This is a genomic window from Leifsonia shinshuensis, assembly GCF_031456835.1.
Lineage (GTDB): Bacteria > Actinomycetota > Actinomycetes > Actinomycetales > Microbacteriaceae > Leifsonia > Leifsonia shinshuensis_C.
Window position 1 is genome coordinate 1,257,575 of record NZ_JAVDVK010000001.1, and the last position, 12,985, is coordinate 1,270,559.

At 70.3% G+C, this 12,985-nt stretch carries 13 protein-coding genes; 5 read left to right on the plus strand and 8 right to left on the minus strand.

Annotated features, from left to right (window positions below; translation table 11 throughout):
• Positions 1–13: 13 nt before the first annotated feature.
• A complete protein-coding gene (locus tag J2W45_RS06180; RefSeq protein WP_310129871.1) occupies positions 14–394 on the minus strand; it encodes a DUF3040 domain-containing protein in 381 nt (126 codons plus the stop codon).
• Positions 395–472: 78 nt separating this feature from the next.
• Between J2W45_RS06180 and J2W45_RS06185 the strand changes: the two genes are divergently transcribed.
• Positions 473–1,603: a polyprenyl synthetase family protein gene (locus J2W45_RS06185; RefSeq protein ID WP_310129872.1), complete on the plus strand. Its 1,131-nt coding sequence runs from the start codon at positions 473–475 to the stop codon at positions 1,601–1,603.
• A 15-nt stretch (positions 1,604–1,618) separates the two neighbouring features.
• Here the strand turns inward: J2W45_RS06185 and J2W45_RS06190 are convergent, their stop codons facing one another.
• Entirely contained in the window at positions 1,619–1,960 is a 342-nt protein-coding gene (locus tag J2W45_RS06190; protein ID WP_310129874.1) for an Rv2175c family DNA-binding protein, read from the minus strand.
• Positions 1,961–2,111: 151 nt separating this feature from the next.
• Between J2W45_RS06190 and J2W45_RS06195 the strand changes: the two genes are divergently transcribed.
• Together J2W45_RS06195 and pknB are read left to right on the plus strand one after the other, a co-directional pair.
• Positions 2,112–3,233 (plus strand): lytic transglycosylase, encoded by a 1,122-nt coding sequence (locus J2W45_RS06195; RefSeq protein WP_310129875.1) that lies wholly within the window; start codon positions 2,112–2,114, stop codon positions 3,231–3,233.
• An 86-nt stretch (positions 3,234–3,319) separates the two neighbouring features.
• Positions 3,320–5,221, plus strand: coding sequence for a Stk1 family PASTA domain-containing Ser/Thr kinase (gene pknB / locus J2W45_RS06200; RefSeq protein ID WP_310129877.1), 1,902 nt, complete (start codon positions 3,320–3,322; stop codon positions 5,219–5,221).
• 111 nt (positions 5,222–5,332) lie between these two features.
• Here the strand turns inward: pknB and J2W45_RS06205 are convergent, their stop codons facing one another.
• The 3 genes from J2W45_RS06205 to J2W45_RS06215 all read right to left on the minus strand — a co-directional run bounded on the left by J2W45_RS06205 (position 5,333) and on the right by J2W45_RS06215 (position 8,437).
• On the minus strand, positions 5,333–6,661 hold the full coding sequence (locus J2W45_RS06205; RefSeq protein WP_310134933.1) for a class II 3-deoxy-7-phosphoheptulonate synthase: 1,329 nt from the start codon (positions 6,659–6,661) through the stop codon (positions 5,333–5,335).
• Between the two features lie 108 nt (positions 6,662–6,769).
• Complete coding sequence (locus J2W45_RS06210; protein WP_310129879.1) at positions 6,770–7,459, minus strand: lysophospholipid acyltransferase family protein; 690 nt, start codon at positions 7,457–7,459, stop codon at positions 6,770–6,772.
• A gap of 27 nt (positions 7,460–7,486) precedes the next feature.
• A complete protein-coding gene (locus tag J2W45_RS06215) occupies positions 7,487–8,437 on the minus strand; it encodes an ROK family glucokinase (RefSeq protein ID WP_310129881.1) in 951 nt (316 codons plus the stop codon).
• Between the two features lie 144 nt (positions 8,438–8,581).
• Between J2W45_RS06215 and J2W45_RS06220 the strand changes: the two genes are divergently transcribed.
• Positions 8,582–10,405 (plus strand): AMP-dependent synthetase/ligase, encoded by a 1,824-nt coding sequence (locus tag J2W45_RS06220; RefSeq protein ID WP_310129882.1) that lies wholly within the window; start codon positions 8,582–8,584, stop codon positions 10,403–10,405.
• A 13-nt stretch (positions 10,406–10,418) separates the two neighbouring features.
• On the opposite strand, the gene J2W45_RS06225 is transcribed toward J2W45_RS06220, so the two are convergent.
• Complete coding sequence (locus J2W45_RS06225) at positions 10,419–11,105, minus strand: hypothetical protein (RefSeq protein WP_310129883.1); 687 nt, start codon at positions 11,103–11,105, stop codon at positions 10,419–10,421.
• A gap of 126 nt (positions 11,106–11,231) precedes the next feature.
• Between J2W45_RS06225 and J2W45_RS06230 the strand changes: the two genes are divergently transcribed.
• Positions 11,232–11,468, plus strand: a complete 237-nt coding sequence (locus tag J2W45_RS06230) for a hypothetical protein (protein ID WP_310129884.1) — start codon at positions 11,232–11,234, stop codon at positions 11,466–11,468.
• A 58-nt stretch (positions 11,469–11,526) separates the two neighbouring features.
• Here the strand turns inward: J2W45_RS06230 and J2W45_RS06235 are convergent, their stop codons facing one another.
• Complete coding sequence (locus J2W45_RS06235; protein WP_310129885.1) at positions 11,527–12,372, minus strand: NAD-dependent epimerase/dehydratase family protein; 846 nt, start codon at positions 12,370–12,372, stop codon at positions 11,527–11,529.
• A gap of 24 nt (positions 12,373–12,396) precedes the next feature.
• Positions 12,397–12,888: a peptide deformylase gene (gene def / locus J2W45_RS06240; protein WP_310129888.1), complete on the minus strand. Its 492-nt coding sequence runs from the start codon at positions 12,886–12,888 to the stop codon at positions 12,397–12,399.
• Positions 12,889–12,985 lie beyond the last annotated feature (97 nt).

Here is a 12,985-nt window from a genome sequence, read left to right on the forward strand (position 1 = left end):
GCGAAGTGGAGGGTCAGCCCTCTCCGCCGTCGTTGCGCTTGTCCCAGCGGTCGTTCATGCGGTCCATGAAGCCCGGCTGGCCGCCGCGCGCCTTCGCGCCCTTCGGCTCGGGAGCGCCCGGCTCGACCGCGATGCGCTTGCCCGGGGCGATGGCCACCAGGACGCCGGCGAACATGACGATGAAGCCGAGAATGCCGACGAGCGGCTGCCGGAACCACACGCCGACGACGAGGACGACGACGCCCACGACGGCGAGCAGGATGCCGAGCACGATGGACCGGTAGGCGGGGCGAGCCCTCTTGCCTCCGACCTTCGCTACGAAGTCTGCGTCGTTCTGATAGAGACTGCGTTCCATCTCTTCGAGGAGGCGCTGCTCATGTTCCGAAAGCGGCATCCGATTCCCCCTCTTTCTGGCGGGTTCGAGGCTAAGTGAGCCTGATTCTAGCCTCGCCGGTCTGGCTAGGCTAGGCGTGTGTCTGAAAGCATCCGATTCGTCGACCTCATCCAGTCCAGAATCGATGGATTCTTCGATGCGCGCGCCTCTATTCTCGTCTCGATCGCCGATGAGCTCTCTCCCGTCGCGGCGTTCTCAAGGGATTTTCTCAGCGGCGGCAAGCGCTTCAGGGCCCTGTTCTGCTTCTGGGGATGGCAGTCGGTGCGCACCGCGGGCGACGAGCCGGCAGACGGCTCCGACGCGAACGCGGTGACCGCGGGCGGCGCGCTCGACGCCGTCGTCTCGGTCGCCAGCTCCCTGGAGCTGTTCCACGCAGCGGCGCTCGTGCACGACGACCTCATCGACAACTCCGACACCCGCCGCGGCGCGCCCGCCGCGCACAAGCGGTTCGAGGCGCTGCACGACCGCGAGGGGTGGGAAGGATCCGGTCCCGCCTTCGGCACCGGCGCGGCCACCCTCCTCGGCGATCTGCTGCTCATCCTGAGCGACGAGCTGTTCGACGAGGGCCTCACGCAGCTCGTCAGCGCACCGGCCCGGCGCGCTGCCCGCGCCGAGTTCAACCGGATGCGGCTGGATGTGACCGCCGGGCAGTACCTCGACATCTTCGAGGAGATCGGGTGGGCCGGCCGCCCCGACTCCGACCAGCTGGCGCGCGCCGAGCGCGTCATCGTCTACAAGTCGGCCAAGTACTCCATCGAGTCGCCGCTGCTCATCGGTGCGAGCCTCGCCGGGGCGACGATCGGCCAGCTGGACGCGCTGCGCCGCTTCGGGCTCCCCCTCGGCATCGCCTACCAGCTGCGGGACGACCTGCTCGGTGTGTTCGGGGACGCCGACGTCACCGGCAAGCCGAGCGGCGACGACCTGCGCGAGGGCAAGCGGACCGTGCTGATCGCGCTCACGCGCCAGGCCATCCCCTCCGGCGCCCGCGCGACGCTGGACGAACTGCTCGGCGACCCGGACCTGACGCCGGAGCAGATCCGGACGATGCAGCTGACGATCCGGGAGTCCGGCGCCGTCGACATCGTGGAGCGGATGATCGCCCAGAACGTCGACCGGGCGATCGAGGCGCTCGAGTCGGCGCCGCTCGGCGCATCGGCGAAGGCGCAGCTGCGCGACCTCGCCGTGACCGTCACGCGCCGCAGCGCCTGAGGCGGACGAACGCGATCAGGCGAGCGCCTGGGCCACGCGGCGGACCTCCGCCTTGCGGCCGGCCCGCAGCGCCTCGATCGGCGAGGTGCCCAGGCTCTCCTCCGGCTCGAGCAGCCAGTCGACCGCCTCGTCGTCGCTGAAGCCGTCGTCGGCCAGCACGATCAGCGTGCCGTGCAGCTCGCTCAGCGGCTGGCCGTCCTTGAGGAACAGCGCGGGGACCTTGAGGACCCCGTCGATGCGCTTGGCGCCGAGGTGGCGGTCCTCGATGAGACGACGGACCCGGCTCACGCTCAGGCCCAACTGCTCGACGAGGTCGGGGACGGTCAACCATTCCGTGGTCTGGACGTGCTCGCTCACCCCTCCAGCGTGCCATGACTCGTGCCGGCGCGCACGCCGTCCCGATTGTTACGATCATGTGAACTCGTGTCACATCCGTCACTTCTGTTGACTCCTTAACCGTTCCGTGACACCGTGGGTTGTCGTCGTGTCACTCGAACAGGGGGATCCCATGGCTCTGACAGACACCGGCAGGATCCGCGGGATGCTGGGCACCGTGCCGATCGCCGTCGCCAGCTCGCTCGCGGTCACCCTGAACCTCGTCACCCCGGCCCAGGCCGCCGCACCGGAGCAGCGCGCCACCGACCATGCCGACGACACCGGCGAGGTCACGGCGCTGCAGCGCTCCACCGTCGTGAGCACGATCGCCCACGACTCCGCGGCCTCCCCCGCGCGCACCTCCGTCGCCGCCGCGCCCGCCGCGTACCGGGTGCAGTCCGGCGACACCGTCTCCGGCATCGCCGCCCGCTTCGGACTGTCCACGGCGGCCGTCCTGGCGATGAACGGTCTCAGCTGGAAGAGCCTCATCTTCCCCGGCCAGGTGCTCGCGCTGGCGGGACCGGCGCACGCGGCTCCGGCTCCGGCGCCGGCAGCCCCCGCGGCTCCGGCCCCCGCTCCCGCCGCCCCGCAGGCGGCCACCACCACGTACACGGTCGCGCGCGGCGACACCGTCAGCGGCATCGCCGGGCGCTTCGGCGTCACGACCCGGGCCGTGCTCGCCGCCAACGGCCTCAGCGCATCCAGCCTGATCTTCCCCGGTCAGAAGATCCGCATCCCGGGCATGACGACGGCGGCGCTGAACACCCCGTCCGCTCCCGCGCCCGTCGCTGCGGCGCCGGTGGTCGCGCCCGCGCCGCTGCCCCAGGCGGCAGCCGGAAAAGTCGTGGCGCTCAGCGACGAGATGCGCGCGAACGCGCAGCTGATCATCCGGATCGGGCGGCAGCAGGGCGTCCCGGACCAGGGCATCGTCATCGCCCTCGCCGCCGCCGCGCAGGAGTCCGGCCTGCGCAATGTCCGCTATGGCGACCGCGATTCGCTCGGCCTGTTCCAGCAGCGGCCGAGCACCGGCTGGGGCACGCCCGACCAGGTGCTCGACCCGACCCGCGCGACGCTCGCCTTCTACGGCGGCCGCGGGAACCCCAACCCCGGGCGCACGCGCGGGCTCCTCGACATCCCGGGCTGGTCCGGCATGACCGTCACGCAGGCCGCACAGGCCGTGCAGCTCTCCGCCTTCCCCGACGCCTACGCGAAATGGGAGACGTCCGCGCGGGCCTGGCTCGCCCAGCTCGGCTGAGCGCGAATGTCACAGCCGGGTCACAGCCGTCGCGTCCTCCGGTGTTTTGCCGGGTTCCACCTCGGCTCTTTCCCTAGACTCGATTCGTGACCACGAGCCAGACCGACCCGATGATCGGCCGTCTCATCGACGGCCGGTATCAGGTGCGCTCGCGGATCGCCCGCGGTGGCATGGCCACCGTCTACCTGGCCACCGACCTCCGCCTGGAGCGGCGCGTCGCCATCAAGATCATGCACGGCCACCTGGCCGACGACTCCACCTTCAAGAGCCGCTTCGTGCAGGAGGCGCGCTCGGCGGCGCGGCTCGCGCATCCCAATGTCGTCAACGTCTTCGACCAGGGCCAGGACTCCGACATGGCGTACCTGGTCATGGAGTACCTGCCCGGCATCACGCTGCGCGACCTGCTCAAGGACTACGGCAAGCTCACGCCCGAGCAGACCATCGACATCATGGAGGCGGTGCTCTCCGGTCTCGCGGCCGCGCACAAGGCCGGGATCGTCCACCGCGACCTGAAGCCCGAGAACGTGCTGCTCGCCGACGACGGCCGCATCAAGATCGGCGACTTCGGCCTCGCCCGGGCCGCGAGCGCGAACACCGCGACCGGACAGGCGCTCCTCGGCACGATCGCCTACCTCTCCCCCGAGCTCGTCACGCGCGGCGTCGCCGACGCCCGCAGCGACATCTACGCGCTCGGCATCATGATGTACGAGATGCTGACCGGCCAGCAGCCCTTCCAGGGCGAGCAGCCGATGCAGATCGCGTACCAGCACGCCAACGACGCGGTCCCGGCGCCGAGCGCGAAGAACCCGGCCGTCCCCGCCGAGCTCGACGAGCTCGTGCTGTGGGCGACCGAGAAGGACCCGGAGCGCCGGCCGCGCGACGCCCGCGAGATGCTCGACCGCCTGCTCGAGGCGGAGAAGTCGCTGCGCGGCGTGGCGGTGCTGCAGCCGACCATGGTGCTGCCGCCCGCCCTCGATCTCGACGACGGCGACACGCAGATCATCAACCCCGCCATCCGCCAGCAGGTCGCCTCGAGCACGCCCGCGGCCACGGCCACGCTCAGCGCCGCCGCCACCAAGCGCCGCTCGAAGGGCTGGTGGCTGTTCGCGCTCGTCATCCTGCTCGCCGGGGTCGCCGCCGGCACCGGCTGGTACTTCGGCTCCGGCCCCGGCTCGCTCGTCGCGGTCCCGAACGTCGTCAACGCCACGCCCGACGCCGCCACCGCCGAACTGCAGAAGCTGGGCTTCACCGCTGCGCAGGCGCCCGAGTACAGCGTCACCGTCGCCAAGGGGATGGTGTCGAGCACCGACCCGGCGGCCGGCATCCCCGCCGCGCGCGGCAGCAAGGTGACGCTCCGCATCTCGCAGGGTCCCAAGCCGATCACCATCCCCGCTCTCGCCGGTCAGAGCACGGATGCGGCCAAGAGCGCCATCACGGGCGCCGGCGCCAAGGTGGGCGACATCGCGAAGCAGTTCGACGCGAAGGTTCCGGCCGACACCGTCATCTCAGCGACCCGGGCCGACACCGGTGCGGACATCTCCGGCGGCGGGCAGTACTTCGAGGCGGCCGCGGTCAACCTCGTCGTCTCGGCGGGCCCCATCCCGGACGTGGCGGGGAAGTCCGTCTCCGACGCCTCCGCCATCCTCGGCAAGGTCGGGCTGCTGACCTCCGCCGGCCCGCAGAGCTACAGCGACACGGTCGCCGAGGGCGACGTCATCTCGGCGCAGCCGCAGCACGACCCGGTGCGTCCGGGCGACACGCTGCTGCTGGAGACGTCGAAGGGCCCCGAGCCGGTCACCGTCCCCGACGTCGTCGGGAAGAGCTGGGCCGACGCCAAGAAGGCGCTGACGGACGCGGGCTTCAAGCTCAAGTACAGCGCGATCGCGGACGTCGCACCGCCGGCGTTCGTGGTCTCCAAGATCTCGCCCGCCGCCGGGACGCAACAGCCCAAGGGCTCGACCATCACGGTCAACTTCGCCGGGTTCTGACCGGTTCCGGCCGGCGTCCGGCCGGTTCCGACATCCAGGGGACGCAAAACGCCGTTATCCGTGGCGGATAACGGCGTGTTGCGACCCTTCGATGAGGGCTCGGGCCAGGGATCAGGCCTGGGACAGCTCCTCGGCGACCAGGAACGCCAGCTCCAGCGACTGCATGTGGTTCAGGCGCGGGTCGCATAGCGACTCGTAGCGCGTCGCGAGGGTGGCCTCGTCGATGTGCTCGGACCCGCCCAGGCACTCCGTCACGTCGTCGCCGGTGAGCTCGACGTGGATGCCGCCGGGGTTGGTCCCCGCGGCGCGGTGCGCCTCGAAGAAGCCCTTCACCTCGTCGACGACGTCGTCGAAGCGACGCGTCTTGTAGCCGGTCGGGGTCGTCAGCCCGTTGCCGTGCATCGGGTCGGTGACCCACAGCGGCTTGGCGTCGGACCGCTTGATCGCCTCGAGCAGCGGGGGCAGCGCATCCCGGATCGTCCCGGCGCCCATGCGCGTGATGAACGTCAGGCGGCCGGGCTCGCGCTCCGGGTCGAGCTTGTCGATCAGGCGCAGCATGTCGTCGCGCGACGTGGTCGGGCCGAGCTTCACGCCGATCGGGTTGCGCACCCGCGACAGGAAGTCGACGTGCGCGCCGTCGAGGTCGCGCGTCCGCTCGCCGATCCAGACGAAGTGCGCGGACGTGTTGTACGGGGTGCCCGTGCGGGAGTCGATACGGGTCATCGGCCGCTCGTAGTCCATCAGCAGCGCCTCGTGGCTGGAGTAGAACTCCACCCGCTTCAGCTCGTCGAAGTCGGCGCCCGCCGCCTCCATGAACTTGATGGCACGGTCGATCTCGCGGGCGAGGCCCTCGTAGCGCTGGTTGGCCGGGTTCGCGGCGAAACCCTTGTTCCAGCTGTGCACCTGGCGCAGGTCGGCGAAACCACCCTGGGTGAAGGCGCGGATGAGGTTCAGCGTTGAGGCGGCGGTGTGGTACCCCTGCACCAGCCGCCGCGGGTCCGCCTGCCGGGACTCCGGGGTGAAGTCGTAGCCGTTGACGATATCGCCGCGGTACGCGGGAAGGGTGACGCCGTTGCGGGTCTCGGTGTCGCTCGAGCGCGGCTTGGCGAACTGGCCGGCCATGCGGCCCATCTTGATCACCGGGACGGAGGCGCCGTACGTGAGCACGACCGCCATCTGCAGCACCGTCTTGACGCGGTTGCGGATGGCGTCCGCCGTGGCCCCGGCGAAGGTCTCGGCGCAGTCGCCGCCCTGCAGCAGGAACGCCTCGCCCTCGGCGGCGCGCGCCAGCCGGGTGCGGAGCTGGTCGACCTCGCCCGCGAAGACGAGCGGCGGCAGCGTGGCGATCTCGGCGGACGCGGCGGCGGCCGCCTCCGGGTCCGGCCACGCCGGCTGCTGCTTGATGGGAAGGGTGCGCCAATACTCCAGGCCCTCGATCACGGACTCGTCAGGTCGCACGACGGGATCGGTGGTCTGTAGCACTGGGTCTTCCGCTCACTCGGGATGGATGGGATATCCGAGCCTACCGCGAAAGCCTTCGGGGCCGTCCTACTGTGACAGCGTCGCCCGCTTCTCCTTGACGGTCGTCGCGTACACGTCCACGTACTCCTGCTCGCCCAGTCGCTGCAGCTCGTACATGATCTCGTCGGTGACCGAGCGCAGGATGAAGCGGTCGCCCTCCATACCGTCGAACCGGGAGAAGTCGAGCGGCTCCCCGATGATGATGCCGATGCGGCCGATCTTCGGCAGACGCGTGCCGATCGGCATGATCTTGGCCGTGTCCACCATCGCCACCGGGACGACCGGGACACCGGCCTCCAGGATCATGCGCGCGACGCCGGTGCGGCCGCGGTAGAGCTTGCCGTCCGGGCTGCGCGTGCCCTCAGGGTAGATGCCGAGGATCTCGCCGCGGGCCAGCACCGCGAGGCCGGTGTTCAGCGACGCCTCGGAGGCCTTGCCGCCCGAGCGGTCGATGGGCAGCTGGCCGGTGGCGTTCATGAACGCCTTGGTCGCCCATCCCTTCAACCCGCGGCGGGTGAAGTAGTCGCTCTTCGCGAGGAACGACACGTGCCGGTCGACCTCGAGCGGCAGGAAGATCGAGTCGATGAACGAGAGGTGGTTGCTCGCCAGGATGACGGCACCCTCGGCCGGGATGTTCTCCAGCCCCACGACCCACGGCCGGAAGATGCCGCGGAGCAACGGCCCCACGACCACGTACTTCATCAGCCAGTAGAACATCGCTCGAAGCCTATCCCCGCCGGGCGCTCAGATCGAGGAGGCGTGGAGCCGCGCCAGGTCGGCGGCTCCCACGACGCCGGCGTCGTTGACGAGCTCGGCGATCGCGAACTCGGGCTCGGGATGGAACCCGCGGGCCGGGAGGTTCTCGAGGTACGCCTGCCGGATCGGCTCGAGCAGCAGCTCGCCCGCCTGGGCGACGCCGCCGCCGAACACGAACAGCTGCGGGTCGAGGATGGCGCCGAGGCTCGCGCAGGCCTGGCCGAGCCAGTCCCCCAACTGCCGGAGGGCGGCCAGGGCGCCCGGGTCGCCCGCGGTGATGAGGGCGCTGATGTCGGCGCCCGTCAGGATGCCGGTGCGGGCGCGCACGTCGGCGAGGCCCTGGCCGATGCCGCCGGCGTCCGCCAGCTCGTTCGCCATCCGCTGCAGCGCGCGTCCCGAGCCGTACTGCTCGATGCAGCCGTGGGCGCCGCAGCCGCAGGGCAGGCCGCCGGGGACGACGCGCATGTGCCCGATCTCGGCGCCGGCGCCGAAGCCGCCGCGGAACAGCCGGTCGTTGCTGACGATCGCGCCGCCGACGCCCGTCCCGATGGTGAGGACGACCATGTCGGAGACCAGGCGGCCCGCTCCGTAGCGGAACTCCGCCCATCCGGCCGCGTTCGCGTCGTTCTCGATCAGCACGGGCAGGTCGATGCGCGCTTCGAGCTTCTCGCGGAAGGGCTCGTGCCGCCAGTTGATGTTCGGGGCGTAGTAGACGGTGGACTGCGCGGCGTCGATGAAGCCCGCGGCGGCGACGCCCGCACCGGCGATCTCCTCCGGACCGTCGGACAGCCGCTCGATCATCTCGACGACGGCGTTCTCGATCTCCTCCGGACGGCTGGCGTCGGTCGGGACCCGGTCCTCGCGGACGATCACGCCGAGCTCGTCGACGACGGCCCCCGCGATCTTGGTCCCACCGATGTCGATGCCGATCGCGTGCACGTGGTGCCTTCCTGCGGGATGGGGCGGGGGATGCGGCCCCCGGGGCGCGAGTGGCCCCCGGCAGGACCATCTAGAGTGTAATCAACCCTTCCGGCCGAAGCCATTCGGCCGGACGCCCGCCCGCCCGGTACCGAGGGAGCTACCGTGAATGTGATCGAAACGCCCGTCGTCGTCCCCGCCGACCCGGAGGCCAACGCCACCGATCTGCTGGTGCAGCGGGTGGCCGAGACCCCGGACCTGCCGCTGTTCGCCCTGCCGGACGGCGACGGCTGGAGGGACGTCACGGCCGCCGAATTCCACCGCCAGGTGATCGCGCTGGCGAAGGGACTGGTCGCGGCCGGCATCCAGCCCGGCGACAAGATCGGGCTGATGTCGAAGACCCGGTACGAGTGGACGCTGATCGACTTCGCCACCTGGTTCGCCGGCGCGGTGCTGGTGCCGATCTACGAGACCTCCTCCCCCACGCAGATCCAGTGGAACATGTCCGACTCCGGAGCCATCGCGGTGTTCCTGGAGAACGCGGAGATGCACGCGCGCTTCGACGAGGTCCACCCGGAGCTCCCGCTGGTCGGGACCGTGTGGCAGCTGCACCTCGGCGACCTCGACAAGCTGGCCGCCGCCGGGGTCGACGTTCCGGACGAGGAGATCGAGCGCCGCCGCCGTATCGCCACGGGCGCCGACATCGGGACGCTCATCTACACCTCGGGGTCGACGGGACGCCCGAAGGGATGCGTGCTCACCCACTCCAACTTCGTCGAGCTCTCGCGCAACTCGGCCGAGGCGCTGAAGGAGGTCGTGCAGGACGGAGCATCCACTCTGCTCTTCATCACCACCGCGCACGTGTTCGCGCGCTTCATCGCCGTGCTGTGCGTCACCGGCGGCGTCAAGGTCGGCCACCAGGCCGACACCAAGCAGCTGCTGCCCGCGCTCGCGAGCTTCAAGCCGACGTTCCTCCTGGCCGTGCCGCGCGTGTTCGAGAAGGTCTACAACTCGGCCGAGCAGAAGGCCGAGGCCGGCGGTCGCGGCAAGATCTTCCGGGCGGCCGCCGAGGTGGCCGTCGAGCACTCGAAGGCCGTCGAGGCCGGCTCGGTGCCGTTCGGGCTCAAGCTGAAGTTCGCGCTCTACGACCGGCTGGTGTTCTCGAAGCTCCGCGCGGCGCTCGGAGGCCGGGTCAAGTTCGCCGTCTCCGGCTCCGCCCCACTGGGCTCGCACCTCGGGCACTTCTACCACAGCCTCGGCATCAAGATCCTGGAGGGCTACGGCCTCACCGAGACGACGGCGCCCGCGACCGTGAACCGTCCCGACACCTTCAAGATCGGCACCGTCGGCCCCGCGCTGCCGGGCGTCGACCTCCGCCTCGCCGACGACGGCGAGATCCAGGTGCGCGGCATCAACGTGTTCAAGGAGTACTGGAAGAACCCGGAGGCGACCGCGGCCGCGTTCGACGACGGCTGGTTCCGCACCGGCGACCTCGGGTCGTTCGACGCGGACGGCTTCCTCACGATCACCGGCCGCAAGAAGGAGATCATCGTCACGGCGGGCGGTAAGAACGTCTCCCCCGCCGCGCTTGAGGACCCCATCCGCGCCAACCCGCTGGTCTCGCAGGTCATCGTCGTCGGCGACCAGAAGCCGTTCATCTCGGCGCTGGTCACCCTCGACACCGAGATGCTGCCGACCTGGCTGGCGAACAACGGCGAGGACAAGGACATGACGCTCGCCGAGGCGTCCGTGAACCCGGCCGTGCACGCGGAGATCCAGCGGGCCATCGACCACGCGAACGCCGGCGTCTCGCGCGCCGAGAGCGTCCGCAAGTTCGTGGTGCTCGCGACCGAGCTGAGCGAGGCGAGCGGGCACCTGACGCCCAAGCTCAGCATCAAGCGCAACGTCATCCTGGCCGACTTCGCCGACGTCATCGACGGCATCTACAGCGACAACCCCCGCACGGAGGGCTTCTCGCTGGCGCACTGAGGCACTGCCTGCTTCACGATTTGTGCCAAATCGTGGTTTTGCGCGCCGCATTACCGAGATTTGGCACAAATCGTCGAACGCGTGCGATGAGGGCGTCGCGATCGCGGAAGAGGTCGTCGGCCGTCACGCGGACGACGCGCCAGCCCGCGGCCTCCAGCAGCTCGTGCCGTCTGATGTCGAGGAACCACTGGCGTCGGTCCACCCGGTGGCCGTCGCCCTCGTACTCAAACGCGATGCGCTCCGACGGCAGTGCGAGGTCGGGATGGAGGGTCACGGTCCCGCCGTCGAGCACGAGCGGCTGATTGACGGCGAACTCCCCCGCGCCGAGCTCGTCGAGGAGCAGGCGAAGCAGCGTCTCGGGCCTCGAATCGGCCCCGGAGCGGATGCGCGGAAGAGCCCACGCACGCGCCTTTCCGCCCTTCGTCCGGTGCACGTCGGCCGAGAGCGCCGACAGCTCCTCCATCGTGACCCGAGCCGGCCGCGAGCGGGCGCCGACAAGGTAGTCGCCCGCGGCGACGAGATCCTCGGGCGCGATCATCCCCGAGAGCTGACACCAGACGTGCGCCGGCGCACTGATCGGCAGGCCATCGACGGTGGCCCCGCGGAGCGTCCGCAGGCTGTGCCCGGTGACTCGCTTGCCCTGCGACGCAGTACGGGGAGAGCGCACCGACACATGCAGGGGATGGCCGTGCGCATCCATCGGAAGAGGAATGCCCGTCAGAGCGGCCGCGGTGGTGTGACTGAAGTACGCGCCCGCCTGCATCACGGGGAGGTACGCCCGGCAGAGCTCCTGGAGCTCTCCGGGAGCGCTCGACAGGTTGACGCCGTGGAACGGATGGTGGATGTCGCGTGCGCGCAGGCGGAGCTCGTCGACGCCATAGCGCCGCGCGTGCGCGACAGTGAACGGGACGCCGACCAGCGGCCGCGGCAGTGGTTGTGGAGTGCGCTTCCCTCCATGGTGCTGAAGGTGTCGTGCGCTGCGCGGCGTTCCGGCAAACCTGTGGACAAGCGCCCTCTCCACACCCCCATCAGTCGCACGATTTGTGCCAAATCGTGGTTCTGAGCGCGCTATAACCACGATTTGGCACAAATCGTGCCCCAGCCCGCCGGCGCGGGGCGGGTCAGACCTCGTCGCGCCAGGAGTGCTCGGGGGCGTAGCCGAGGACGCGGCGGGCCTTGTCGATCGAGAGGAGGGTGTCGTTGACGCCGAGGTCGCGCTTCAGCGGGACGCCGGGGAAGACCTCGGCGACGAGCTCGTCGTTGGGGCGGCTCATCACGGTGTCGGCCGCCGCGATGATGAAGCGGTCGAAGCCGGTCGTGTCCCACTCCAGGGCGCGGCGGATGGCCTGGGCGCCGTCGCGCGCGTCGATGTAGCCCCACAGGTTCCACTTGCGTGCGCGCGGGTCCTCGTCGAAGGAGGGGAAGGCGGCGTAGTCCTCCGGGTCCATCACGTTGGAGAAGCGCAGCGCGACGATCTTCAGCGCCGGGTCCCAGCGGACCAGCTCGATCGCCATCTGCTCCTCGAGGTGCTTCACCAGCGAGTAGGTGCTCTCCGGTCGGGCCGGGTAGTCCTCATCCACCGGGATGTACGGCGGCGGCACGTCGAAGGGCAGGCCCAGGACGGTCTCCGACGACGCGTAGACGACGTTGCGGATTCCGGCGCGACGCGCCGCCTGGAAGACGTTGTAGGTGACGCGGATGTTGTTGTGGAACGTCGCGACGTCGCTCAGGATGCCCGGCGCCGGGATGGCCGCCAGGTGCACGATCGCGTCGAAGCCGTCGTGCTTGTCGTTCACGCCGAGGATGGCGTCGATCGTCTGGCCGAAGTCGGTCAGGTCGACCCGGACGAAGCCGGGACCACGCTCCCCCGCCGCATCGAGGGAGATGACCTCGTCCCCTGTCTTCCGCAGCTCGCGCACGACAGTGCGTCCGAGCTTGCCCGATCCTCCGGTGACCGCGATTCGCATACCGCCCAGTCTAGGCGGACGCGGCTAGAACCAGTCGGACTCGCGGACCTGCTTCATCGCCTCGCGACGACTCTCCTTGTCGAGCCGGTCCAGGTAGAGCACGCCGTCGAGGTGGTCGGTCTCGTGCTGGAGCGCCTGCGCGAGCACGCCGGTGCCGGACACCTCGATCGGGTTGCCGTCCAGGTCGATGCCCGTCACCCGCGCGAACGGGTAGCGCAGCGTCTTGAACCACAGCCCGGGAACGGACAGGCAGCCCTCGTCGACCAGCTCCGGCTCCCCCGACACCTCGGCGAGCACGGGGTTGATCACGTAGCCGACCTCGCCGTCCACGTTGTAGCTGAAGGCCCGCTCGTTCACGCCGATCTGCGGTGCGGCGACGCCGGCGCGTCCCGGAGGGAGCACGCTGTCCACCAGGTCCTCGACCAGTCCGCGCACGCCGTCGTCGATCTCCCCGATCGGGTCGGACGGCGTCTTCAGCACGGGGTCGCCGAACAGGCGGATCTGGCGTTCGGTCACGGGTACTCCTCGATGAACGGGCGGATGGGCGGGTCAGCGGATGGGCGGGTCAGCGGATGGGCGGATCGGTCGGCAGGGCGGAGAGGCAGGTCAACAG